The following is a 25,956-nucleotide window of genomic DNA, read 5'->3' as shown; positions in this document are numbered from 1 at the left end:
AATTATCTTTTGCTCCTTATTTCCTTCATCATAGCCTTTGAAATCACCTGGAACGAGGCCTCCGCCAATTCGTAGAGCCGTTCATTCTGCTCCGACAGGTAGAGGCTGCCCAGCAGCGCCTCAAAGCCGGTGCTGGCGTGATACTCAGCTACGCTGGCACTGCGTGGTGCATGGCTTTTGGCATTGCGCCCACGGCGATAGATCCCCTTTTCTTCCTCCGTGAGCATCGCTTCGATGCCCCGATAGGCCTTGGCCTGCCAGACAGCCGATACGATCTGGGCACTGAAGGAATGGAGTGCCTGCACCTTGCACTGTTCATAGGAGAGCAGGCGGGTGCGGACATAGAGATGGAAATATGCATCGCCGACATAGGCCAATACCAGCGGATTGAGCTGCTTGACATCCACATCGCTGTAACGCTGCAGGATACCGCCATCCCCATCGGGCTCAAACATCATATCGACGAGTTTCTGAAAATGTTCAAACTTCATGCCTTTTTCCACCGTGCCCCATTCGGCGTATCTTCAATGACGATACCCACTTCCTTGAGCTCATCGCGGATCTTGTCGGCAATAGCCCAATTCTTCTCCTTGCGGGCATCCTGACGGATGCTGATGATGAGTTCCATAAGCTTATCGGTAAGGCCATCGTCAGCAGCTGCCTCTTCCTGCTCAAAGATGCCAATGATCGCAGCCATCTCGAGATAGATCTCGCTGACACGTGCAAAGCCTGCGGCATCGTAGTCTGCCCCCTTGTTCATGACATCCTGGTAGTAGATGTTGATGTCCTTCGACAGGCCAAACAACTGGCTGATGGCCAGTGCCGTATTGAAATCATCGTCCATGGCCTCATAGAACGCCTTACGGTATTCCTCGGCTTTTGCCACCAGATCCTTGGCCGTATCCGCAGCGCCTTCCTTCTTCAGCAGTTCATCCATAAAGGCTTTGGACTGCTGCAGGCGCGCCAGGCTCGTCTGCGCTTCCTTGAGGCGCTCATCGCTGAAATCCAGCGGGCTGCGGTAATGCGTCTGCAAGATGAAGAATCGCACGACCTCACCGGGATATTCCTGCAGGATGTCCTTGACCGTAAAGAAATTATTCTTCGACTTGGACATCTTTTCATTATGAATCGTGATGAAGCCATTGTGCAGCCAGTACTTGGCAAAACTGTGCTCATCGCCGATGCAGGCCTGCGACTGGGCAATCTCGTTTTCATGATGCGGGAAAATCAAATCACTGCCGCCACCATGGAAGTCGAACTGCTCACCGAGGTACTTCAGCGACATCGTCGAGCACTCGATATGCCAGCCTGGGCGTCCCTTGCCCCACGGGCTGTCCCAGCTTGGCTCCCCCGGTTTAGCCGATTTCCAGAGAGCAAAATCCATCGGATGATGCTTGCGCGTATCGACCTCGATGCGCGCACCAGCCTGCATATCCTCGAGTTTGCGGCCACTGAGTTTGCCATAGCCAGCAAATTTCTCTACGCTATAGAACACATCTCCGTTATCCACTGCATAGGCATAGCCATTGTCGATAAGTTTCTGTACCATCGCAATGATATCGGGAATCGTCTCGCTGACCCGCGGATAGACATCCGCGCGCTTGACGTTGAGCGCATCCATCGCCTCAAAATATGCCTTGATATAGCGGCCGGAAATGTCACTCCACTGCACGCCTTCCTTATTGGCCGTATTGATGATCTTATCATCAACATCCGTAAAATTCTGGATGTAATGCACCTTATAGCCCTTTTTCGCAAAATAACGGCGGATGACATCCCAGGTCACGAACGGACGTGCATTGCCGATATGCGGATGATTATAGGGCGTAACACCGCAGCAGTAAATGCTCACTTCGCCTTCTTTGAGCGGTTTGAATTCTTCCTTGCTGCGGGACATCGTATTATAAACTTTCAGCATTCGTTTTTCCTCCAATATCTATCTGCTGGCCAGCTCAGGCTTTCTCGATGCCGGCGACGGCATACGCCGAAATCCCCTGCTCTGTACCCGTGAAGCCCAGTTTCTCCTCCGTCGTCGCCTTGACATTGACCTGGTCAAGCGTCACGCCGAGGACCCGGGCGATATTCTCATTCATCTGCGGGATGAAATCCTTCATCTTCGGTTTCTGCGCTACGATGGTCGCATCGACATTGCCGACCTCATAGCCCTTTTCACGCAGCAGCTCCATAACATGGCCGAGGAGCTTCAAGCTGTCCGCTCCCTCGAAACGCGGATCTGTATCGGGGAAGTGGCGGCCGATGTCGCCGAGCGCGGCTGCACCGAGCAGCGCATCCGAAATCGCATGCAGCAGTACATCCGCATCCGAATGCCCCAACAGCCCCAAGGTGTGCGGGATCTCCACACCACCGATGATCAGTTTGCGTCCTTCCACGAGACGATGCACATCATAGCCCATACCAAATCTAGTCACGATAACGCCTTCTTTCCTATATAAATATCAATGCAAATGTTTCTTCATCTTTTCCTTCGTCTTCTGGAGCGTCTGCTTCACCATGCCCCGCAGGCCATCGCCTTCCTCTTTCAGGAACATCTCAGCAATCAAGAGATCTTCCGGCGTCGTGACCTTGATGTTCTTGTAATCGCTGGCCACCACCTTGACAGGTGCCGCCAAGCGCTCCACCAGACTGGAATCGTCGGTTCCCAAGAAACCGTCCTCTTTGGCCTTCTGATAAGCCGCCAGCAGGATATCCTTGCGGAAGCCCTGGGGGGTCTGCACCTCCCAGACCTTGTCGCGCGGCGGCGTCTTCACGACCACGCCATCATTGTCGACGAGCTTGATCGTGCTCTTGGCTGGCACGGCGGCAACGGCGCCGCCTGCTTCACGGGCAGCCTGCACGACGCCATCGATGGTCGCGACACTCGTAAGCGGGCGCGCTGCATCATGGACCAGGACGATATCCGCTTCCGCAGGCACGACAGCCAGGCCGTTGGCAATCGAATACTGGCGTTCCGTACTCCCGGCTACCACCTGAAATGGCTTGAGTCCCGGAACATGGCTCAGCAGCCTGCGGATGGACGATACATCCTCCTCCGCAACGACGACAACCAGATTGTCAATCTCTGCCGATGCCGAAAAACGCAGCAGCGTATGTACCAGGATAGGCTTGCCGGCCAGTTCCAAAAAAACTTTATTCATGCCGACATTCATGCGCCGTCCCTGTCCGGCAGCAGGAAAAACTGCTGTTACCATATCTATACAATCCTCCCAGTATATTTATCTTTTATATCATACTACAAAAGCAGAAAAAAAGAAAATCCAGCCCTTGACTGAGCTGGATTTTCCCGGAGGATTATGAGATTTATCTTTTCTTTATTTCAGGGCATATCCATTGTTGTACATCTGATCCTGCAGCTTGCGCGTCTGATAGAGCTGTGTCGTCGTATCCAATTCCACCATATCCAGCGTGAGCAGCTGACCCTTCTTTGCATCCTTGAGCATCCGTGTCTTCTTATTGATAAGGCCATAAACCACATAGCCTTTGGCATAGGTCTCTTCTGCTGTTGCAATCGAGCCATATGTCGTATAGCCGCCGATGCCATCGATATATTCGCCAGCCTTGAGATCGCGCTTCGCTACTGTAATGCACTCACTGACAGGGCCAGCCAGGGGAATGATGGTCGGCTCATGATCGATGATAGCCTTTGCCACTGTAAGCGGCGTCTCAAGATTGCAGAGATGATACGTCCAAAACTAAAATCCATCATTGCCTCCTTTTTTCGTTCATAATTATTTATGTTTCATTGTGTTTGTTATTGTCTTTTGACAATTCAAATTATAACATCAAGTAAACACTTTTACAACCGTGTTTATATTGAACGTTTGTAAAAGTGTTGAATTCTGCGACAATTTTATTTTTACATTTATTCTCACAACGAACAAATGCCATCAATGAACATTTATCCATTGATGGCATTACCTAGCGCCTATATTGTTTTCTCTTATCATTCACTCGCCAGCAGACCAGCCGCACACTCGGCATCGGTAATCAAGATATTGATATAGCGGCCGCGGATTGCACCAAGCACCGGGGCAATCTTCGGTTTGCCGCAGGCTACACCGATGCGCCGCGGCACCTGGGCAAGACGCCGCAAGGAGATACCGGCCACACGTTCATTGAAGTCGCTGAACGCATCCGCACCGCCATCGGCGTCGAAGTAGCGCAGAGCTATATCGCCCACAGCCCCCTTGCCCAGGAATTCCTGCATCAAGGACTGGTCGATATAGCCTTCCTGCAGCAGGGTGGAATGGGCAGGGTCCAATACGCCGATTCCCATGACGACCACATCGAGGGAGGTATACATGTTCGTGACCTTCCGGTTCGAACGTTCCTCCATGAAGCCCTCCAGGACGTCCTTGCGCGAAAACAGTGCCGGGGCAAAGAACTGGACGCTCTTGCCGCCAAAGCGCTCGGCGAACTCACGCGCCAGATAGTTGGAATGGATATCCATCCGGCTGTCGCTGACACCGCCGATCAGCGGCACGAAGGTGCAGTTGCAGGATTTCTCCAGACGGTATTCCGAGCGGACGATATTCTGTATCGTAAGCCCCATGCTGACACCCACGAAATAATCATCCTTCAAGATCCGCGACAGGTATTCCAGCGTCGCGCTGCCAATCTCCGAGTTTATGTTACGTGTCCCCTGCTCTAACGGCATAGAATCGACGATGATGACCTCCTGCAGCGAGAATTTCTTTTCGAGTTCGCGCTCCATCTGGCCATAATTCGTGTTGTCAGGATTCAGCACCTCGATCTTCACGATGCCTGTATCCTTGCCCAGCTGCAGCAGCCGGGAGACTGTCGGGCGCGATATCCCCAGTGCATCCGCCACTTCCTTCTGCCCCAGGCCGTCGAGATAATACAAACTGCAACATTTGAAAATCAACCGTTTGTCATCCACCAATTTCTTCATTCGATCGTCCAGCCTCTCCATAAGCAAAGAGAGGAACCACACAGTTCCTCCCGCTTACCATATTCTGTCAATTCTTCGGTTTCGCAAAAATCATGCGGCCGGCTGCAGTCTGCAGCGCCGACGTGACTTCAACGGCAATCGTCTCATTCATGAACCGCTGGCCACCCTCGATGACGATCATCGTGCCATCATCGAGATAGGCAACACCCTGTCCCTGCTCCTTGCCCGACTTGACTACGGTCACTTCCATAGCCTCGCCCGGGATCACAACCGGTTTCACGGCATTGGCCAGCTCGTTGATATTGAGCACCTCGACACCACGCAGCTGAGCAACCTTGTTGAGGTTGAAATCGTTGGTGATGATCTTGCCGCCGACCTGCTGCCCCAGGCGTACAAGCTTGGAGTCCACCTCGGTGATATCGTCAAAATCAACATTCGTCACCTCGACCTTGCAGCGCGTCCCCTGACGGATGCGCTGCAGGATATCCAGGCCACGGCGGCCACGCGTGCGTTTGAGTGCATCCGACGAATCGGCGATATGCTGCAGCTCCTCCAGCACGAAGACCGGAATCAGAAGCGTCCCCTCGATGAAGCCCGTATCACAGATATCAGCGATGCGGCCATCAATGATGACGCTGGTATCCAGCAGCTTGTACTGCTGCTGCGGCTTTGCCTCGGCAGGCGCAGCAGGCTGTTTGCCCTTGGCCGCAGCTGCCTGCTCAGGATTCTTGGACACTGCCTTGGTGAGCTTCTGGATGAAGTCGAACATACCCGTCAGATCCTTGCGTTTGCGGATCGTCAGCGTGATGCCCAGATAGCCAAAGACAATGCTGAAAATGACTGGTATGTACTCACCGACAACCGGAATCTTGGAAAAGGCATAGCCCAATAGATTAGCAATTATGAGTCCGAGAAACAATCCCACTACACCGGCGATGACATCATGGATTGGCATCTTGTTCAGCTGCACTTCTACCCAGGCCGAGAAACGCTTGAGCTGACGGATGAAATACGACGACAGGATGAAACCTACGATGCCGCCAATCACAGCGCCGAGCAGGATGCACACCAGTCCAGCGAAGGTCAGCTTGAACCAGCCCATATCCGCCTTGAGGATTTCCGTGCTGATGAAGCTCGTCAACAACGGTGCCGCCAGATTCAGCAGGGCACCACCGGCAATAGCCATGAACAAGGTGATAAAAAAGCGCAATACACGATCCAGCATCTTCTCCACCTCCTTTCTCCTATAAGATATAGCTATAAGGTCAGTATAGACAATCCCACGGGGTACTGTCAACCAACACAGTGAATTCTCAAAAGATTTTAATTCTTTATCGAGACGCCATCCCCATAAGACAAAAAAGAGGAATTGTACACAAGCAAGATCCCACTCATGCGCAATTCCTCATGCCAGACATCTTCGTCCCGTCAGTGCAGGTTATGTGACAGGATCTCTTCCATCCAGCCCTCCACTTCCTCCGGTGTTTTGCCACAGGCATAGACGAGCTCGCTGACCAGGATCTGTTTGGCCAGATCCAGCAGCCGCCTTTCTCCGGAAGAAATCTTTCGCTGCCGGTCCTGCAGGATCAAGTTGCGGGCAACCGCTGCTACATCGCAGATGTCGCCGCTCTTCATCCGGTCAAGATTGGCATGAAAGCGTTTGTTCCAGCTTCCTGATGCCCGTTCCGGCTTGTCCTCAAGTACATCACGTACCTCATCTACCTTCGCCATGGAGATAACATCCCGCAGACCGATATTGTCCACATTATCCGTCGGAATCATCACCTTCATGTTGCCCAGCGGCATTTGAAGGACATAGTACGACTTCCCTTCTCCGAGCACTTCACAGTTTTCGATCCCAGCGATCACACCGGCTCCATGCATCGGATAGACTACCTTATCTCCTACCTGCAGCAAACACACACCCCCTCAGGACACAATGGTCAAGTTGGCACATCTCAATTTACCTGCGTTTTTATTATAGCATGGTTGCTGCATTATTTCAAAAGTTAAATTTTAAATTTTAACATATAAGAACTATATCGTCAAGGGAACCGTGTCACAAAATATCATTTGGACTCATGCCAGCTCTGATTTCGTGCTGCGCATGAACAGTTGGGTGAGCTGATCCTTCGGATCTTGGTGGTTGTGCACGATTTCATAGACCGTCTCACAGATCGGCAGCTCCACCCGGTATTCACGCGCCAGATCCATCAGCGCCTCCACCGTATAGACACCCTCAGCCAGCTTGGCAAACGGCTTGCCCGTGATCAGGTCCTCACCGAACCGGCGGTTGTTGCTATGCGGCGAAAACAACGTCGCCTCATAGTCCCCCAGATGGGACAAGCCATACACCGTCATCTTATCGCCACCCATCTTCTCGATGAGACGCGACAGCTCCCGTGTCCCCCGGGCCATCAGCGCTCCCTTCAAGCTGCCATAGCCAAAGCCATCGAGCATTCCTGCCGCCAGACCGACGACATTCTTTGCCGCCGCGCCGATCTCGGTACCGAGCAGATCCTCCCCATAGTAGAAACGGATCAGCGGACTGGAAAAGGCCTCGACGAGTTCCTTCGTCAGCTGCATATCAGCTGCAGCGATGACCATGCAATTGGGGATACCCCGCGTGAAGTCCTGCACATGTCCCGGGCCAACCCATACGGCCACAGGAATGTTTTCGCCAGCCGCCTCGCGGAATACCGTCGTCAGCCGCTTGCCTGTGCCGATCTCCAGCCCCTTCATGCAGAGCACAAAGCGCTTGCCCGCCAGCCCCAGTGCAGCCAGCTCACCGACGAAGCTACGCAGCTGCTGGCTGCTGATGGAAATCACGATCGTATCCGCGAACGCCAGTGCCGCCTCGATGTCATCGGTCAAAGCTACACGCTCCGGCAGTTCCAGATATTCATTCTTATGGGTCTCCTTCAGTTCCTGCAGATGCTTCGAGCCTTTGCGGCCCCAGAGAAGCACGTCATGGCCGATATGATCTGCATACCAGGCATGGAACGTACCCCAACGGCCACAGCCGAGAACTGTTACCTTCATGCTGATACCTCCACTTTCGCTCCAGTGAGGTCACGGACGACTTCGCCGGCGATGATAAGACCTACTACCGATGGTACAAATGAGATGCTGCCCGGTACAGCGCGTTTCGCCGCGCAGTTATTGGCACTGCCTGGCGGGCACACACAGGCTTTGCCGCAACCCCCCGGTCTTACCGCCAGCGGCTTCTCCTTCGAGTAGACCACCTTGAGTTTCTTGACATGATGCTCCTTCATCTTCTTGCGCATCACGCGTGCGAGCGGATCGACACTCGTCTTGTAGATGTCTGCCACCTCAAACTTCGTCGGGTCGAGCTTGTTGCCAGCTCCCATGCTGCAGATGATGGGGATGTGCAGCTCACGGCACTGCAGCACAAGATTTATCTTGCCTGTCACCGTGTCGATGGCATCGACCACATAATCATAATGCTGCTGGAAAAACTTCTCCGCATTCTCCGGCAGGTAGAAATCTTCGATCGTATCCACGACTGCCTGCGGATTGATGTCGAGGATGCGCTCCTTCATGGCCTGCGTCTTCGGCTTGCCTACCGTTTTCGAGGTCGCATGGATCTGGCGGTTGATATTCGTCAAGCAGATGAGATCGTTATCGATCAGCACCAGATGCCCGACACCAGCCCGGGCCAGTCCCTCCGCCACGAAGGAGCCGACACCGCCCACGCCAAATACCGCTACGGTTGCCTCAGCCAGTTTCTTCATTCCCGCTTCTCCCAATAACAGCTCCGTACGGGAGAATCTGCCTAAATTACCCAATGTATCCGTTCCTTTCTGTTTCCTTGCCTGGAATCCTGTATCCATTATACCTGCTCACGACGGAAAAAGGAACTGCAGACATGCCTGCAGTTCCTTTGAGACTATCCTAGTCATTTCTTGTCCTGGGGATCATCCGTCAGCTTGAAGGCCGGGATTGCAAAGGCCCCCGGCTGCTTGAAGGCTGGTTTCTCCTTGGTCTTGTTCATGAAGGACGGCGTATCGAGAGAGAAAGCAGTCTTCTGCACCTTGCTCTCCGGCACCTTGACCGTCGGTGATTTCATGACCACGCTGTCAGCAAAATCCGTAGCGATGATCGTCGCCTGGACATTGCCATTCATCGAATCATCCACCACTGTCCCGAGGATGATATTGACCTCCGGGTCAGCATGCTCGACGATATAACGCGTCGCCTCATCCACATCGTACAGGCTCAATGTATGGTCACCGGTCAGATTCAGGATGACACCGCGTGCCCCCTTGAGCCCCTTGTCGATGAGCGGGCTCTCAGCCGCCGCCTTGACGGCGTCCACAGCACTGCGCTTGCTGCTGCCAATGCCCAGCAGGGCGTCGCTGCTGTCGCTCTGACGGAAGATCGTCGTGACATCGGCAAAGTCGACGTTGATGACACCCGTCGTGAGGATCAGCTCAGCCACGCAGTTGATGGCCTGCTTGAGCACCTCATCGGCATACTCGAACGCCGTGACGATCGTCATGCGGCGGTTCTCCGGCAGCTTCATCAGGTTGTCATTCTCTACGGCAATCAACGCATCCATCTGCGACTGCATCTTGACGATGCCCTCCATGGCCGTGCGCTTCTTGCGGCTGCCCTCAAAAGAGAACGGCACCGTCACGACGCCGACAGACAATATACCGAGCTCCTTGGCCAGACGCGCCACCACAGGAGCAGCACCGGTTCCTGTACCGCCGCCCATACCAGCCGTTATGAATATCAGATCTGCCCCGTTGAGGGCATCCTTTATCTTGTTCTCCTCTGCCTTGGCGGCCTGCTCGGCCACAGCGATATTGCCGCCGGTTCCTCGGCCACGCGTCAGCGACTCACCAATCTGGATGCAGCGAACACCTGACTGTTCCACCAGCTGCAGCTGTTTGGCATCCGTATTGATCGCGATAAGTTCGATCTCCAGCTCATTATGCTGTCCCATGCGCATAAGTACACTATTTCCGCCGCCACCGACGCCGAACACCTTGATCTTGACTTTCGGTTTTATGATTGATGTTTCATCTGGTGTCATGGAACATTCCCCTCTCATTTCAACATATCTTTATATGTATTCGCCATCCACAGTGGTCATTCCTGCCTGCCAAGCAAGAAATATCGCAGCAACATCATCACCCACAAAAAAAGCAGGACTGCCCACAAGCAGCCCTGCCTCCCCTCTCCGCCAGTCTATCCACGGACTCAGCTGAAGAGGAATACCGCTAAACAAGCCAGAACGATCTTCAAGCTGTCAAGCTTCACGCCAAACACTTCCTTACTTCGCATCCAGCATAATATTCGCATCTAGCAATGAAAGTTAACCGTTTAAACTGATTATACACTTGTCTATCAAAAATAGCAATCCCTATTCAGCGCCGTTTGAACAGCAAACGCGACTGGGTGACCAGCACCCCCGCAAACATGAGGCCGCAGCCAGCGATCTGCGCCGTGCTCATGACCTCGCCGAGCAGCAGCCAGCTCGACACAGCACCGAAGACCGCCTCGAAACTCATGATGATGGCTGCCGGCCCCGGCTCGGCATACTTCTGCCCATAGATTTGCAAGGTGAAGGCCACGCCCCCCGACATCACACCGCCGTAGAAGATGGCAAACCAAGCCGCCACCAGCGGGCTCCAGCTGATATCCTCGCAGCACAGCGCCGCCAGCGTGCTGCCAAACCAGCAGACTGAGATCTGCGCCACCGAAAGCTCGATGGCATCGACGCGCTCGGCATAGCGGTCGATGAACAGGATCTGGGCAGCCCAGAAGAACGCGCTCAGGAAAACCAGGCCATCGCCGAAATTCAGCGTGATGGCACCATGGATGGACAGCAGATACAATCCCGCCAGAGCCGCCAGGGCCCCTGCCCAGTTTTCGCCATAAATCTTCTTGCCGAGCACCGCTGCCCCCAACGGCACCAGAATGATGTAGAGCGCCGTGATGAAGGCCGTCTTGCCGGCTGTCGTATACAGCATCGCCACCTGCTGCAGCGAAGTACCCACGAACATGATGGCGCCGGCACCGAACCCAGCCCGCCAGCCCGGGTGATACGTTCCCCGCTGCTTTGCCTGCTCCCGCTGCCCGCGCAGCGCATGCCAGAGCCCGAGCAGGAACAGGAGCCCCAGCGAATACCTGGCCATCGCATAGGTAAACGGTCCCAATCCGTCCATGCCCACCATCTGCGCGACAAATGTCGTGCCCCAGATGAAGGCCGCACCAAAAAGCAGCAAAGAACCTTTGAGCCGCATGCAATCTCTCCCTTCGTGATGGTTTCCATTATAAGGACTTTGCGGCTTTTTTTCAACACAGCCAGCCATGACAAAACAGGCTGAGGACACGCAATCCCCAGCCTGCTGGTCTTTGGCAGATATCAGCAGATACCTGTCAGCATATAGAACAAGATGCACAAGAAAGGCACAAAGAATTTCAACGCCATGACCACGGCGATATCATAATAGGAATCGTGGTGCGTAAGCCCGCAGATGGCCAGCAAGGTGACCAAGGCGCCACAATGCGGCACCGGGTCGATACCTACCGAAGCGATCGCCACGATGCGATGCAAGACCTCCAGCGGGATTCCTGCCGCCGTCGCCATTGCTGCCCACTGTTCACCGAGGGCTGACAAAGCGATCGTCAGGCCGCCCGATGCCGAGCCCGTGATGCCGCACATGATATTCGTCGTGATGACAGCCGAAAGCAGCGGGCCAAAGGAATCCGCAATGCCGACCAGCCACTGCGTCACGGGCAGGAACCCCGGCATTGCCGTGATGACGCAGCCGAATGCATAGCCCGAAGCTACATTGAGCACGGCCGTACCCGAGGAAAGTGCCGCATAGTTGATTGGCGGCAGGAAACCGTCAAGCACCATGAACCGCTTGCGGCCGATATAGGCTGCCACGATGCTGCTGATGATCAGCGCCACACTGATGGACCAGATGGCCGAAACCTTGCCGACCTGCGTCGCCAGCAGCGACAGATGCAGATCCTTCAGCGTCTCCAAGCTGTCAGCGCTCCAATGGAAGCCCCAAGCCCAGCCAAACGGATTCGACAGGATGACGTTGATGACGATGACCAGCACCAGCGGCAGCAGTGCCCAGTACCAAGGGATATGGATCTTCGGATTGCGCTTACGCCGTCCATCCACCACATGATTGCCGTAGCCTTCACCGGCAGCCTTGAGCACCCTTGCCCGATGCCCTACCCAGCCCCAGCCGATCAGCAGGAACAGGACAGAAGCAAACATGCCGATTCCCGGTGCTGCCCATGTGCTCGTCTGGAAATACGACGAAGGGATGATGTTCTGGATCTGCGGCGTGCCCGGCAGCGAGACCATCGCAAACGAGAAGATACCCACCCAGAGCGCCGCTGGCAGCAGCCGCTTCGGAATATCCGCTTTCTTGAAGACCACCGCACCGAACGGATACATGACAAATGCAACGACGAAAACACTGAGGCCACCATAGGTCAACGCACCGCAGCCCATCAGCACCGCCAATATCGCCCGCTTCTCCCCAAGCACGTCGACAATCTTGCCGGCCACCGCCGAAGCCAAGCCACCTTTCTCCATCAGACGCGCAAACACCGCGCCAAACAGGAATACCGGATAGTATGTCTTGACGTATTCTGCCAGGCGTGTCATATAGAGCTCGCTATAAACCGGCAGGATATCAAAGACGCTGGCCAGTGCCGCCAGCCCGGCAAAAAACGGTGCAATCAGGATGATCGACCAACCCCGATACGCAAAATACATCAACCCCAGCAATGCCAATGCTATACAAAGTGCCTCCATGTCGTCCAAAGACTCCCCTCTGTAAATAGGATTCAATAATAATAAACTATAAACACCGCGAAACGATAACAATTAGGAATGATAGATTTTTTTTCCATAGGAAAAGCAGCCGACACCTGCCGGCTGCTTTTCTCCCTGCTTGTTTCGTTTACAGATTTTATATTACCATTAATATTTTTTATTGTCAATTAAAATTTATATTTGTCCTTTTATTCAGAATATTTACCAGCAACAAAGGGGCAGCCGGACGCATACGTCCAACTGCCCCTTTGCCATCACTCCTGTTTTCTTTGCTGCTGCAATGCCGCCAGCTTCGCTGCCTGCTTGGCCGCGAACCGCGCCTTCAGGACCAGCTTATGCTCCATGCGCTCGACAAGATCCTGCGCCGCCGCGATGTCCTGTGCATCGGGATGCGTTGCTGCCAAACGCCACCGCTCCTCGCTCTGGGGCCCGCCATGCGGGTCATCAGGGCCAGCCTGCTTGCGCTTTTCCAGCATAGCCGGATTGATCTTGCCACGGCAGCCAAAGGTGCCGAGTATCTCACAACCCGCGCCCAGATGATAGCCCGCCCGGGCAAAGGAAGTGATGGCATGCTCACTGGTCGGCGCCGTCCCATGCGTCTGGAAGAATACCACCTTCGCATTCTCCACACCTGCCAGATATTTCAGCGTCAACGGGTCTGGCTGGCCCAGCCGCAGCCAATAGCCGATGGCCACCACATCATATGCCGATAGATCCTGCGGCGCATCCTGTACGCGGAAAATATCCGCGTCATCAGCCTTCTGGGCAATCGCCTCCGCAATCTGCCGCGTATTCCCGGTCACGGAAGAGTAGATCACAGCCCATTTCGTCATATCATATCCCCCTGTCTCATTTAGATACTGCCATTGTAACACAAAAGACCGGCGATGACCGTAAGGTTTGTTACAGCCAGCTGGCATGATAGGCTTTGCGTTCAGCAGCCAGCTTTGCTACAATGGAATCTGTTATCTTTGAACAATCATCGCTATATTCCCGAGGTGCAACTATGAACCATATTCCTTTCCGCGTGAATGTCGCTCTGCTGAGCGCCGGACACTTCCTCAACGATTTCTATTGCAATTTCCTGCCCATCCTGCTGCCAGTCATCATCCCGCAGCTTGGTCTTTCGCTGACACTCAGCGGCTTATTGATCATGGTCATGTCCATCACCAGCAATCTCTTGCAGCCGGTCTTCGGCTACATCATGGATAAGCACGACTGGCGCCGGCTCTTGGTCCCCGTCCTGCCCTTCGGCGCCATCTGCATCTGCACGATAGGCTTCGTCACCAGCAAATCCATGCTGTTTTTCGTCATCGCCTTGACGGGCCTTTCCGTTTCTCTCTTCCATCCGCTCGGCTCGACCCTGGTCGCCAAGTCCAGCAGTCCGCAAAACCTCTCCAGTGACATGTCTTACTACATCGCTGGTGGCAACATCGGCTTTGCGCTGGCCCCGCTGGCCCTCGTAGCCTTCACCGCTGTCTATCCGCTGACATCACTGCCCTGGCTGATCCTCCCCAGCATACTGCTGGCTGCCATCCTGTCCCAGAGCAAACTGCAGCAGTTCTCCACCATCCCTGCCCATAGCAGCAGCCAGCGGGCCCTGCGCCTTGGCGAAGTGCTTGCCAACCGGTCGGTGATCAAGCTCAATCTCGCCATGGGCCTTCGCTGCTGGACCCATACCTCGGTGTCCACCTTCCTGCCCTTGCTGCTGATCCACGCAGGGTACAGCTCCCTGCTGTCGGGCAGCCTGCTGACTTTGTTCCTGGTCGGCTGTACTGCCGGCGGCCTCGCTGGCGGCTGGCTCGGTAAGCGCTGTTCCCATAAGTCCATCATCGTAGGCTCACTGCTACTCGGCCTGCTGCCCACCTGGTATTTCTTCACGCACGCCGGCACAGAGCTGCTGTCCCTCGCAGCCTTGTTCTTCTCAGGCTTCTTCCTGCTCTCTCCCCAGCCCAGCTCCTTGGTCTGGGCCAACCACCTCATGCCGGCCAATGCGGGCATGGCAGCCGGCATGATGCTCGGGCTCTCCTTCGGCCTTGGCAGCATCGGCACAGCCATCACCGCGGCACTGGCCGACTACATCGGCCTTTCCACCGCGCTGCTGCTGACCTCGCTGCCCCTGCTGCTCGCCGCATCCTTCGCCGCAGCAACACCAACAAAATAAGATGCCAGCAGGCTGAAGCCTGCTGGCATTTTATTTTGCACTTCCCTCACGGAAATACTGATACACATCGATGACATCCAGGAAAGCTCCGTCAAAGCCTGCCTGCATGATAGTATCCAAATAGGCCGTGGGGCTTCCGTAAAGGATTGCCTGCCACTCTTTCTGCCAGTATCTGACGCGATGGCTACCCCAGTCCTCGTTCACCCCAGCCAACCATGCAGGAGGCTCTGCCTGCCATTCCGGCCGCCAATAGGCACGATATGGCTCGGCCTCACCAACACTCATATAGGCATAGACGAGACGGCGGCCGCCCTGCGGCTTGCGCTGCAGCCGCAAGACCTCTGCCGCTGTCAGCGGGCGGTCCTCGCAATACAGATCAATGATCAGCAAGTCGTAGGGTGACTGTTCCAGCCGTGCAAAGTATTCTTTCCGCGCGTAGTTCCCAGGATTCAGCAGCACCAGGAAATTGCGGACATCCCCCAGCCTCCGAATATCGCGGTCATTGATACCGGCTGGCTGTTCCTGCGGAATGGCATCAAGATTCCGCCGTGTGGATGCCCAGCTGATATAGCCGCAGCGGTCGTTTTTCTGCCTTGAAGATGCCTTCTGTGCCTCCGTCTGCACATAATCGATGTTGAAGACTGGCAGCCCCGCCTGCAGCGGGACCTGCAGGGCCAGCTTGTAATAATCGCTGGTTTCCTTGCTTGTCTCCTCGCCATCCTTGAGGTCACTGCCGTAGAACACCGATTCCACCAGCTGCCCGTCGAGGCTCTGCAGCATCTTGCTGGCATTCTGCGGCGTATTGCCATCATACGGAAGGTATAATGGCGCTCCGCCATTAGCCAGCAGCCCGAATCCAGGCTTCCGGACCTGCACATAATCATGCAGGCTTCCCAGCAGGTCCACCATCGCCGTGTCATAAGCCACAGGCTCTGCCGCTTCGCTGCTTCCCAGCGCCGAGGATGCCGTGAGCAGCCCAAGCCCCAGAGCGATCTTGCGCAGTAACGCGCCCATTTTTCCAGCCATTGTTTTTCTCCTGTATCAGAACGTGTGATTATACATCAGGCTCATATTCCAGCCATGATAGGAATCCGTGTCATCGCCATCGATCGTGTAGGTTTCCAGCTTGGCTGCCAGTGCAGCCCGCTCATTGCAACGATAATCATAGCCCAGCAGCACCGACTTGCTGCGGCGGCCGTTTTCCTCCGTGCCTGTCCGCCAGTTATAGCTCTGGCCATTCGTCTCGCCATACCCCAGCAGGATATAAACCGCCTGCTGCCGGTCAAACTGGTGCCGCCAGCCCAAGCCGCCATAGTAGCGCCGCATGCTGCTCGCCGTCGTCCCTTCCTGATAACTGCCGATCAAATAATACTGCCAGGAGTCCCATTCATCGATATCCTGATTGCCGTAAAGACGCAAGATCCAATCCTCGCCATCGTCATTGCGCCCGTCGAGAGCAACAGCCCTGTCATCCAGGACGTACTCCCTTCCCCTCTCCCAATATGAGTAGAGCTGCCTGCGATAGTACGAATGGCTGGCATTGATATGCGTCAGCTGGACGGAGAACTGGTCGTGTTCCCCGCTATGCCGGTACGTCAGATCCTGCCGGAACTGATTGCTGGGATCGATGCGGTCTTCTGTTTCCACATCCTGCACCCGTGACAGGTCAATCCCCCGCGCTGCGGCATAGGCACGGACAGCATCGTAACTCAGATCCGCCGCCGACAGGCTTTTTGCCACACTGCTGTGATAGCTGTAATCGCCGCGGATGATATAGCTCAGCCGCCCGGTCAGGCTGTCGCGCCCGGTGATATGCCGGGTCACCTCGATGCCCGGCGTCACCTGCCAGCCTTCGCTGAACGAATTGTACCTGGCCAGCCCATCGGCCATCATCGCATTCTGATGCACATTGGAAACGCCTGTCGGCACATTGACCGTCAGCAGATAATGCACGTCGTATTGCCTATGGTTGTTTTTCAGCACCATGCCCAGCGTGGTATCCGTCCAGCCGCGTACATGGCCTTTGCGAAGGCCTGTATCCGAATCGAGCCAGCCCGTGGACAGCGAGAAATCCCACTGCTTCTCCGCCGCATAGAAGCCGATCGGCTGATAGAGCTGGTAGCCACGCTGCCCAGCCCCGCGCCATGTATAGTATTCAAAGCCCAGGCCAGCGCCCCATCCCTCACCGAAATGCGCCAGCGAATCATCCGCCTGCTGCTTCCACAGCTGCGTGTCCTGAAGAGCCTGGGACGCTTCTGCCACATAAGCCGCCGCTTCCTGGCTCCATTTGATGCCATCGGCCACATCCTGCTGCCGCTGCTGGATATCCGTCTGCGCATCGTCCTGCTGCCCGGTAAGATCTGCCACCCACTGCCGCGCATCGCGCTCCGCATCCTCAGCCGCCGCGCGCGCAGCCACGAGGGCATCGAACTGCGCATCCAGCGCATCCAGTGCGGCTTCGCTTTCATCGATGGCCGCATCCAGCTCCTGCAGCCGGGCTGCCAATGATGCCAGCTCACCGCTGCGGTCGGCCACCATACCCGATGCCTGCCTGGCCGCATTGACCTTGGCGATGACATCATAGAGCCGGTTCTGTTCGTAGTTGACGCTCTGCCAGGCCTGCTCAATGATAGCTTCCAGATTTTCCTGCTGCTGCTCATATGTGCGCATCTGCTCCACTACTGCCGCATAATTCCCCTGTACCATCTGGCGGTCTGCCAGCAGCTCGCTGACAATCGTCTGCTGCGCTGAAATGTGGGGCAGGAAATCCGCAGCTGCCCGCTGGGCAGCCAAAGCCTCCTGCGTGCGGGCAGCGCTCTCGGCTTTTGCCCGTGACAATTCCTCGGTCACCCGCTGCAAGCGGCGTTCAGCTTCATCGAGTTCCTGCCGCGACGTCGCCAGTGCCGCCGCAGCATCCCTCTCAGACTGCCTTGCCTGCTGCAGGGCAGCTTCAGCCTGCACCAAGGCATCAGCGGCTTCGCGCACATTGCGCTTGGCAGCTGCGAAATCACGGATGCGGTCACGTGAATCGCGCAGGGATTGCAGGGCCTCCGGCACCTCGGTAAACGTATGGACGGAGGCCGCCTCGGCAGCCACTGCTGGCAGCAGGCCAAGCGAACCAAGCGAAACCGCCGCCGCTCCCTGCCGCAGGAATTCCTGCTGCTGCATGTGCCGGCGGCGGCTGCGCGTCATGCGCATGGCCGACTGTTCACGCAAGCGCCTGGCGGCAGCCGCCGCTTCTTTCTGCGGCTGCAATCGTTTACGTCCCTTGCGGCTAAGCCTCATGGCTCCTCCCTCCTCTCTCGCTCCAAATCAACATACCGCTCCCCATACAAGCGCATGGCCAGCCGGGTAAGCAGACCATGCGGCGGCTGATAGAAGACGGGCTGTGAGCAGAATACCAGATAGTTGATGCGGCTGGCAAAATGATCGAGCCGCCAGGCAGCGACCACAAAGCTTGCTGCCGCCGCCAGGAAAAAGGTGAACCCGTAGCTCTGCTCCCCCCACCAGCAAAGGCCCAAGACGCCCAGCACCAGATTGCTAGCCAAGAAGAACAATGACACCATGAGCACATCCTTCTGATAGTCAAAATAGATCAGCAGGATGTAGATGAGCTGCAGCAGTCCCGTAAAGAAGGCACCGAACAACAGGACATTGAACATGTTGACCTGCTCATAGGTAATCCCCGCCCGCGACAGGATATAGCTGCCCAGCGCCAGGAACACCAGCGTGAACACCAGCTGCAGCTCTGCGGCATGCCGCAGCTCAAACCACAGGACATGCAACAGGTCCTTGCGCGCATCCTCGATCTGCCGGAAATTCCCCTTGCGCGTGATATGCGAGAAATAGACTGCATAACGCTGGTAGAAATTCGTCTCCACTGACACGACAAACACCATCATGAGCGGCAGGACTGACAGCAGCGCATAGAAGGTGACCACATCATAGACCGGCGAGTAGCGGAAGGTTCCCGCCACTTCGACACCCCAAGGGCCAAACCAGATCAGGATATTGGGCAGGAACAGTCCGGCCGCATAGCTGGCAGCGATCACGAACAGTCGCCAATGGCGCTCGAAATACGGCAAGAACGCAAAGTTCATGCCATCTTCTGGCAAGCCAAAGCAGGCAGCGATGTGCCAAAGGAACAACAGGACACAAAGGGCCATGCCCATATCGACGGCCAGCAGCGCAGACTGCTCGGCCGGCAGCCAGCCCGCCCCTAGCAGCTGCGCTGCCAGCGTTATGCTCACCGCGACGCCAGCCAGATAGCTCAGCAGCAACCGCTTGTATTTTTTGATGGCTGTCAGGTATACGCTTTCCACCCAGGAAAGCAGCAGCAGGGCAAAGAACAGATATGCGAGCCACTTCGTCAGCGGTGCCAGCGGTCTGCCCCATAAGAAAGCCAGCGCCAGAAGCCCCCCGAGGGCAGATAGCAGCGCCGCACTGCCAAACAGTGAAGCCGTGATATCCTTGTAACGTGCCAGCGACAGGGAATCAGCCAGATAGCGCGTAAGCACCATCGTGAAGCCGCTCGACAAGATCTGCGAGAAAATGAACGCATACACCACAGCCGCCACAAAGACCTGCACGGACTCCGCCGGCACGGCAAAGTGCCGGAACAGCAGCTGGACGGCCAGTACCATGCCCGTCAGCAAGGCAAAGGGCCCCGCCGTGATGATGGCCGAGTACGAATAAGCCCGGATATGACCAGCCGCCGTCCGGGCCGTAAAGAGTTTCTTCAGTTCGAAGCCGACGCCTGCCATCAGCCCTTGACCTCCTTTGCCTGCGCGTATATCCTGCGATACGCTGCCAGGAAATGTTCATACGTGTAGCCGCGCTTGACGCGCTCGTAGCCGATGCTGCCCATCTGCCGCCTGAGCGCAAAGTCACGGCCCAGCCGGACAATCTCCTTGGCCATGGCTTCAAAATCCATCGGGGCAACGATAGCCCCCGCCGCCCCGAGCGTATCCGTACTGTCGCCATAGATGAGCTCACGGCAGCAGCCGACATCCGTCGTCACAAACGGCCGATGCGCCGCCTGCCCTTCCAGCACCGCCAGCGGCTGCCCCTCACTGATGCTCGAAAGGATCATAAGATCTATCTGCGGCAGATACTTGACGATATCCACCGACCCTGTAAATGTCACATCCTCAATCCGCAGCATGGCTACGGTCTGCTGGCATAAGGCATAATATTCGGGATCTTCATCGAAGCCGCCCATGATGACCAGCCGGGCTGCAGGAATCTCCTGCTTGACGAGGAAGAAGGCCCGCAGCAGCGTGACAATATCCTTGATGGGCACAACGCGGACAACAGCTCCGAGCGTAAGCGGCCCCTCATGGGGCTGCAGTTCAGGAATCTGCGCAAAACGCTCCATATGCACGCCATTCGGCACGATGCCGATCTTTGCCGGATCACAGCCCAGGTCGCGCTCAATCTCGGCATTGTGCTCAAACAGCGTATAGACATGATCGGCCACCCGGTAAGACAATCTGGCCAGATTGTAGAAATACTGGATCCAGACCGACTTGAAGTCGCCCTTGGCCCAATCGCTCTTGATGATCTCCACCTCGCGCTCACGCGAGTAGATGCCATGCTCCGTGATGATGAATGGCTTATGGTAGACCTCCGCTGCCATCGCACCGATCACCCCGCAATAGCCCGTGGCGACACTGTGATAGACATCCGCTGCTGGCAAATCCTGCTGCAGCAGGAAGAACAGGGGCAGCAGCATCGAGCGCAGGGTCCAGAAGAAATCCGTGAAGGGCAGATACGGATAGTTCTCCTCGTATACCCGCTGGATCACATCAAAGAAATCGCTGCTCATGAAGATGTCCAGCGGGCTCTGGAACCGGCCGCGGTCACGGAAGATCACCGACAGCTCCTGGACGTTGATAGGCTTGCTGCCTGTCACCAGCTCGTAAAGCAGTTTCCGCTCAGCCGCGGTCAGGATATTCTCCCGCATCCCCTTTGACTTGAGGCTCAGGATATCATCGAGGAACTCCTCCTGCACGCCAACCACATTGGCCGGGAGCTTGTATTTGAAATCGCCGCGGTTCTTGGCCTCGGCCCCGATGGAATAGATGAAGAACTCATGCTCCGGCAAGCCTTGTATAAGCATCTGGCACCAGGAAGATACACCGCCTACCACATAGGGATAGGACCCTTCCGTCAACAGGCAGATACGCATCAGTTCTCCTCCTTCCAGAATAATACCGCTTTGGCAGACTGCGTCTCAATCATATAGCAGTCCGTGCCAATGCGCGTGAACTCCGCCCCCTCCGCATGACCGATGGTCTTATCCGTATGCAGGATGAACCGCAGCGGATGACCAAAATCCCAGCAATGCAGCACCAACCGGTCCGTGAGCCGCTGCACGCGGTAGTCCATGTCGAGATAATCATCCAGATAGGCTGCACACTCCGAATCCGTCACGGGGCGCAGCCAATCATAGCGCGCCTGCATCTCTGCCAAGAACGCCCGGAACCCCTTTTCCATCATTGCCCAGCTTTTATCCTGGCTCTCCACATAGAACATCTCATCGGGATGGACGAAATGGGAAAAACAACCGATATAGTTGATGACACTGATCTGCTCATAGATGCTCTGCCGGCTCGGCATATAGCCGGCAGAAGTGCGCGGGATATCATAGGTGCCATCCCCCTGGCGGTCAAAATCCGTGATATACGCCTTATCGGGAGCTACACCATCAAACAAGGAGGAAAATATCCGCACCTCGGGGAACACCTGCCGTATCGCCGCCTTGCCCTCAGGGCTCAGGATATCCGATGGCGGCACATAGGCCCGGATTTCATAACCGGGATAGGCATCCTCTACATAGCGCCGAAGCTCCTGCAGCGACTCAGCCATGGCCTGCTGGCTGGGCCAGGGCTGGTAATCAAGATTCCCCTGGTTATAGCCCGCCGGTGCCAGCGACTGATGGTTATAGCCGTGGATGCCCAGCTCACCGCCCATGTCCAGCAGCTCCCGTCCGTAGATGATGAAATCATTGCGGATACGGCTGCCAGCCGGCGGCACAAAGGGGCCCTCGACCTGATTGCCATACGACTCGATGATGAGCCCCGTATACTTCAGATTGAAATCCTTGGCTGCCTGCCGCATATACGGCCACCAACGCTGGCGATAGAAATCCTCCGTCGTCAGCTGCATTTCCGCATAGATCTTGGGATTGGTGCCCTCGGGGATCGGTGCAGGGAAATCATCGATGAAGACCAGCTTCGTCCCCAGGACGGGATAGATATCCTCCGCCCCGCAGTGGGCGATGATAGCCGTCAGCAGTCCCGCATTCGTCTTGTCGTCGCGCACACTGCCATTATAGACCAGGTACTTCCCCTTGCCGGCCGCATGCTCCCAGAGCAGCGGCTGGCCGTCTGCCGCGCTGATATGCAGCGTGGCATCGCCGCTCAACTGCGCCTCGGTGCAGACCGTATCATAGACCGTTCCCTCGCCAAAGGAAGCCCCCTGGCCGCCAAACAGGAAATCCGTCCAGAGATGGATGCCACGGACTGTCTTGCCGCCGCCCAACCGCGCAACGCCCAGCTCCGCGAGCAAGTCCTGCGGCAGGCTGCCGTCTGCCGCTTCCAGCCGCATCAGAACAGCTACAGTTCCACCTGCCGCCGCATACTGGCGCACCGCTGGCAGGCAGGCCACGCGCTCGAGGCTGCCTGACGCCAGCAGGACACCACGGTAGCCGCCGTCAACGGCCGTATCATCCGCATAGATGGAGGCGATGTCGCAGTCCTTCTTCTGCTGCGCCAAGATCTTTGCCAGCCGATGGCGGGCAAACACGCTGCCCACATCCCGCGGGTCATAGAGGATGAGATATCTGTCCCGCGCCTGTGCCACCGCATCCCCCTGCTCCTCCATCGCTGGCAGCAGCGCCAGATTCCGCAGCGGTGACAGGTGCAGGAAGCCATCCATGCGGCTGAACTGGAAAAACACGCCCAGCACCATGACCAGGGCGAACACCAGCGCAATGCCCCGTTTATCCATTGCTGCGTACCTCCTTATCCCAAAAACGGATCACCTGCAGCGCCTTCTGCGACAACTCCAGCGGCGAAGCCTTCAGCGCCTGGATTGCCCGCTGCAGGTCCTCCGGCCTGTGCTCCGCCTGGTAAAGCTCGATATACATGAGATACGATTCTTCCCGCGCAGGGAAACGCAGCATCATCTGCTCGCAGACCTGCTCCGCCGTGCGGAAATTGCGTATATCGAGGAGCTGCCCGATCTCCTCGCAGTAATAGCCGATATTGTCCGGCCGCAGCGCCAGCAGGCGATCCAGCAAGCCGATATAGTCCCCCTGCTTCTTGCGCCAGGTCACATGATCGATGAACTCCCGCTGCGACAGGTATTCGCGCAGCATCTCCACGTATTCTTCGAGCAGCACCACATCTTCTTCCCGCTGGCCGGAAAGCACGGCACTCTCCTGCTCGAAAAGCTTCGTCTCAAGCTTTTCCATGCGCGTCGTCAGCATCGATACCGCATAATAGGCAATCTCCCGGTCACGGTCATGCATGGCCATCTGCAGGATATTCTGGTTATCGACGACCGACTGCTTGATAGCCTCCGTGAAGAAATGGCGCTTCTGCTGCACATCGCTGACCAGGAAGGCGTCATTGAGCGGGATGATATCACGATCCAATTCCGTGCCGCGGAAGAACGCCTCGCCCGCATCTTCCTGCTCCGGTACCCGCTCCCGATACAGATGCAGCAGCCGGCAGCCAAGCTTGAACAGCAGCAGGATGACCAGCCCGCAGAATGGCAGGCAGAGCACCAGCACAGACTCCGCCAAGGCCCGCGGCAGGGAATGGGCCCGCCAGTCGAGCCAGAAGAACGCCGCTGTGAGCAGCAGATGGCACAGGACTGCCAACGAAAACATACTCATACTATCCCCTCATCGACCTGGGTCTGCAGCCCGCGCTTCTGCAAGCGGCGCTGGACCATCGCCGTCACCTCTTCATCTGCATCCGGCAGCAGCACATAGACGCGATCCGCCCGCAAGCCCACGAAGTCCTCATTGCGGATGGCGCCGGACAGCCGGCTGTCCAGCTCCTGGTAGTCCAGGCCTGTCATGTCCACCCGCAGCATGGCCAGCGGCAGATCGCCCTGCAGCTGGCGGCGCGCCTTGAGCTCCGCGATGATCTTGTCAAACTCCTTGGCCTGCAGGATACGGGTATTCCCCCAGTAGCGCCGCGCCTGGATTTCGCTCTCATACTGATAGGCTCGTCCCATCGACGACGATATCAGGCGCACCGTGATCGACAGCAGATTCTGCTGATGCAGGCTCCACTGCTCGAACCGCATGCCAAAGACTTCTACGACAGCAATGACCCTTCCCTGATGGATGATGGGCGCCGCCATATCTGGCGCATCCGCCGCCAGTTCCCGATTGATATAGACCGCCTTCTCGTGCAGCACGGATTGCAGATAGCGGCAATCCGCCACGCGCAAAGAGCGCGGCAGCTGGTTTGCCAGCCGCCCCAGCCGTACCTTCTGCCGCAGATACCGCTGGTCATTGCCCACCACGTAGACGGCGATGTCCCTGACATCCAGCACCTGCGCCGTGACAGCAGCCGCCTGAGTGAAGATATTCTCGGGCTCCACACTGTCAAGATTGCGGATGATCCGGTAGAGGCGTCCGATACTGTCATCGGAATTCACGATCTGGTGGTACAGATGATTCTTGACCTCCATATTCTCATCGTATAGGCGCTTCAAGACAGCCAGCCTTTCCTCATGCTGGGCTGCCTGCCAATGGGCTGCCTCCCGTTCATACCTGCGGCTGTCAGCCACATAGCCGGTGAGTACCGCAACCAACAGATACGTGATCAGATGCAGGAGCATCGCCGGAACATAGAACAGCCCCACGAGCGTGCTGCCCTGATGCAGCATGGCGCCAAGCAGCAGCACCGACGACAGCGCCATCGCAAGCAGCGCCTGCTGCTTGCCATAGAGAAGCCCCATGGCACCGATATAGACAAAATTCATATCAAAGGGGACAATCGGATTCACCGGCTGCCCCTGCTGAAAGGCCATGACTGCCCCCATCAAGGCAAAGCCAGCCAGGTTCTCTGCCAACGGGATGGCCCGCCGCAGCCTTTGCTGCCACTGCAGCCGCCTGCCAGTGTTTGCCAGCTCCCGCTGCTGGTCAGCGGCTGCTGCCTGCACATACTGCCAGGTGAGCTGCAAGCCTTCGGCCAGCGGATATTTCGGCCGCCAGCCCAGCTCGGATGCCGCTTTCTGCCCTGCCATGCCGCCCATCGCATAATCCTCCGCAGAATCTGCATCGATTGCCAGCGGACAAGCCTTCCCCGTTGCCTGGCGCACCAGCTGCGGCAGCTCTTCCCAGCGGACTGCCTCGCCCGCTGCCAGGCTGATGGTTCCGCCCGTGTAGCGGCGGGCAACGGCCCGGTAAAGCCCATATACCGCATCCTCGCGGTATAGGAACGCCCGCTTCCCCGGCCGCCGGCTCGTCACCACCCCGCCCTGCGCCAGCGAATACAGCGCGCGGCTCAGGAAGCCATCCTGCTTGCGGCAGCCAGGGCCATAGACCTCGGGCAGCCGCACGATAGCAAAGCCGCAGCCTGTGACGTCCGCCCAGCCACGCCCCATGCGTTCCGCCATGGCAGCCACCTCGCTCAAGGGGCGCTGCCCTTCAGCCAGTGGCTCGGCCAGCGTCGACGACACCAGATACACCTGCGTGACACCAGCCTGCCAGCCAGCCTGCAGGACATGCAGGAAATCCTGCAGCGCCTTGATGCCTGGCTCGCCAGTCAGAGCCACATCAAGCGCATAGACGAGCACAGGGATATTGTGGATCTTGATGACCTCTTCGGATGCTGGCTTATCCGCCTCCCACACAAAGGTCTGCCAGCCCTCTTTCGTAAACACCTGCCGCAACTCCGTCTGCCAGAACAGTCCCTGACCGGCAAAAACGATCTTCTTGCGGATATCCTTGCGATCTGCCGCCATGCCGCGCCCCCCTCTCTGCCTATCTCTATCTCT

At 56.6% G+C, this 25,956-nt stretch carries 21 protein-coding genes and 1 pseudogene; 1 reads left to right on the top strand and 21 read right to left on the bottom strand.

From position 1 onward, the window contains the following. Positions 1 to 2 precede the first annotated feature (2 nt). The 14 genes and pseudogenes from FZ041_RS01325 to FZ041_RS01260 form a co-directional block, all read right to left on the bottom strand. Positions 3 to 491 (bottom strand): Mini-ribonuclease 3, encoded by a 489-nt coding sequence (locus FZ041_RS01325; protein WP_075442152.1) that lies wholly within the window; start codon positions 489 to 491, stop codon positions 3 to 5. Beyond that, positions 488 to 1,918 (bottom strand): cysteine--tRNA ligase, encoded by a 1,431-nt coding sequence (cysS, locus tag FZ041_RS01320; protein ID WP_149188278.1) that lies wholly within the window; start codon positions 1,916 to 1,918, stop codon positions 488 to 490. The genes FZ041_RS01325 and cysS overlap by 4 nt, the downstream gene beginning before the upstream one ends. A 34-nt stretch (positions 1,919 to 1,952) precedes the next feature. Then, positions 1,953 to 2,429, bottom strand: a complete 477-nt coding sequence (gene ispF / locus FZ041_RS01315) for a 2-C-methyl-D-erythritol 2,4-cyclodiphosphate synthase (protein WP_075442156.1) — start codon at positions 2,427 to 2,429, stop codon at positions 1,953 to 1,955. A gap of 27 nt (positions 2,430 to 2,456) precedes the next feature. Then, positions 2,457 to 3,209 (bottom strand): 2-C-methyl-D-erythritol 4-phosphate cytidylyltransferase, encoded by a 753-nt coding sequence (ispD, locus tag FZ041_RS01310; RefSeq protein WP_149188277.1) that lies wholly within the window; start codon positions 3,207 to 3,209, stop codon positions 2,457 to 2,459. Between the two features lie 120 nt (positions 3,210 to 3,329). Beyond that, a pseudogene (locus FZ041_RS01305) lies at positions 3,330 to 3,707 on the bottom strand (NAD(P)H-dependent oxidoreductase); the annotation flags it as partial. A 254-nt stretch (positions 3,708 to 3,961) separates the two neighbouring features. Continuing rightward, positions 3,962 to 4,951, bottom strand: a complete 990-nt coding sequence (locus FZ041_RS01300; protein WP_149188329.1) for a sugar-binding transcriptional regulator — start codon at positions 4,949 to 4,951, stop codon at positions 3,962 to 3,964. 46 nt (positions 4,952 to 4,997) lie between these two features. After that, positions 4,998 to 6,155 (bottom strand): PIN/TRAM domain-containing protein, encoded by a 1,158-nt coding sequence (locus FZ041_RS01295; protein ID WP_075442162.1) that lies wholly within the window; start codon positions 6,153 to 6,155, stop codon positions 4,998 to 5,000. 203 nt (positions 6,156 to 6,358) lie between these two features. Continuing rightward, complete coding sequence (locus FZ041_RS01290) at positions 6,359 to 6,847, bottom strand: CarD family transcriptional regulator (RefSeq protein ID WP_075442164.1); 489 nt, start codon at positions 6,845 to 6,847, stop codon at positions 6,359 to 6,361. Between the two features lie 162 nt (positions 6,848 to 7,009). Then, the gene (locus tag FZ041_RS01285) at positions 7,010 to 7,972 is read right to left on the bottom strand and encodes an NAD(P)H-dependent glycerol-3-phosphate dehydrogenase (protein ID WP_075442166.1); all 963 of its coding nucleotides are present in this window, start codon (positions 7,970 to 7,972) and stop codon (positions 7,010 to 7,012) included. Further along, positions 7,969 to 8,685: a tRNA threonylcarbamoyladenosine dehydratase gene (locus FZ041_RS01280; RefSeq protein WP_439653956.1), complete on the bottom strand. Its 717-nt coding sequence runs from the start codon at positions 8,683 to 8,685 to the stop codon at positions 7,969 to 7,971. The genes FZ041_RS01285 and FZ041_RS01280 overlap by 4 nt, the downstream gene beginning before the upstream one ends. Positions 8,686 to 8,849: 164 nt before the next feature. Continuing rightward, the gene (ftsZ, locus tag FZ041_RS01275) at positions 8,850 to 9,992 is read right to left on the bottom strand and encodes a cell division protein FtsZ (protein ID WP_149188275.1); all 1,143 of its coding nucleotides are present in this window, start codon (positions 9,990 to 9,992) and stop codon (positions 8,850 to 8,852) included. A 334-nt stretch (positions 9,993 to 10,326) separates the two neighbouring features. Then, positions 10,327 to 11,205: a DMT family transporter gene (locus FZ041_RS01270; RefSeq protein WP_075442172.1), complete on the bottom strand. Its 879-nt coding sequence runs from the start codon at positions 11,203 to 11,205 to the stop codon at positions 10,327 to 10,329. A gap of 122 nt (positions 11,206 to 11,327) precedes the next feature. Continuing rightward, a complete protein-coding gene (locus FZ041_RS01265; RefSeq protein ID WP_149188274.1) occupies positions 11,328 to 12,746 on the bottom strand; it encodes a GntP family permease in 1,419 nt (472 codons plus the stop codon). Between the two features lie 275 nt (positions 12,747 to 13,021). After that, complete coding sequence (locus FZ041_RS01260) at positions 13,022 to 13,600, bottom strand: flavodoxin family protein (RefSeq protein ID WP_149188273.1); 579 nt, start codon at positions 13,598 to 13,600, stop codon at positions 13,022 to 13,024. Positions 13,601 to 13,773: 173 nt separating this feature from the next. Here FZ041_RS01260 and FZ041_RS01255 point away from each other — a divergent pair, with 173 nt between their 5' ends. After that, a complete protein-coding gene (locus tag FZ041_RS01255) occupies positions 13,774 to 14,931 on the top strand; it encodes an MFS transporter (protein ID WP_075442178.1) in 1,158 nt (385 codons plus the stop codon). A 30-nt stretch (positions 14,932 to 14,961) separates the two neighbouring features. Here the strand turns inward: FZ041_RS01255 and FZ041_RS01250 are convergent, their stop codons facing one another. The 7 genes from FZ041_RS01250 to FZ041_RS01220 are packed head-to-tail and all read right to left on the bottom strand — an operon-like array spanning position 14,962 to position 25,923. Continuing rightward, positions 14,962 to 15,957, bottom strand: a complete 996-nt coding sequence (locus FZ041_RS01250) for an endo alpha-1,4 polygalactosaminidase (protein WP_149188272.1) — start codon at positions 15,955 to 15,957, stop codon at positions 14,962 to 14,964. Between the two features lie 15 nt (positions 15,958 to 15,972). Further along, positions 15,973 to 18,216 (bottom strand): coiled-coil domain-containing protein, encoded by a 2,244-nt coding sequence (locus tag FZ041_RS01245; protein ID WP_149188271.1) that lies wholly within the window; start codon positions 18,214 to 18,216, stop codon positions 15,973 to 15,975. Next, a complete protein-coding gene (gene pelG / locus FZ041_RS01240) occupies positions 18,213 to 19,694 on the bottom strand; it encodes an exopolysaccharide Pel transporter PelG (RefSeq protein WP_149188270.1) in 1,482 nt (493 codons plus the stop codon). Before pelG ends, FZ041_RS01245 begins: the two co-directional genes overlap by 4 nt. After that, positions 19,694 to 21,121, bottom strand: a complete 1,428-nt coding sequence (gene pelF, locus FZ041_RS01235) for a GT4 family glycosyltransferase PelF (RefSeq protein ID WP_149188269.1) — start codon at positions 21,119 to 21,121, stop codon at positions 19,694 to 19,696. Before pelF ends, pelG begins: the two co-directional genes overlap by 1 nt. After that, a complete protein-coding gene (locus FZ041_RS01230) occupies positions 21,121 to 22,944 on the bottom strand; it encodes a DUF2194 domain-containing protein (RefSeq protein ID WP_149188268.1) in 1,824 nt (607 codons plus the stop codon). Before FZ041_RS01230 ends, pelF begins: the two co-directional genes overlap by 1 nt. Then, the gene (locus FZ041_RS01225; RefSeq protein WP_075442188.1) at positions 22,937 to 23,836 is read right to left on the bottom strand and encodes a hypothetical protein; all 900 of its coding nucleotides are present in this window, start codon (positions 23,834 to 23,836) and stop codon (positions 22,937 to 22,939) included. The genes FZ041_RS01230 and FZ041_RS01225 overlap by 8 nt, the downstream gene beginning before the upstream one ends. After that, positions 23,833 to 25,923, bottom strand: coding sequence for an NAD-dependent epimerase/dehydratase family protein (locus FZ041_RS01220; RefSeq protein WP_149188267.1), 2,091 nt, complete (start codon positions 25,921 to 25,923; stop codon positions 23,833 to 23,835). Before FZ041_RS01220 ends, FZ041_RS01225 begins: the two co-directional genes overlap by 4 nt. Between the last annotated feature and the right edge of the window lie 33 nt (positions 25,924 to 25,956).

It is taken from the genome of Pseudoselenomonas caprae (assembly GCF_008271345.1).
GTDB classification, from domain to species: domain Bacteria; phylum Bacillota; class Negativicutes; order Selenomonadales; family Selenomonadaceae; genus Selenomonas_A; species Selenomonas_A caprae.
The sequence above is the reverse complement of the archived record's forward strand: the minus strand, read 5'-3'. Positions and strand labels throughout refer to the sequence as shown.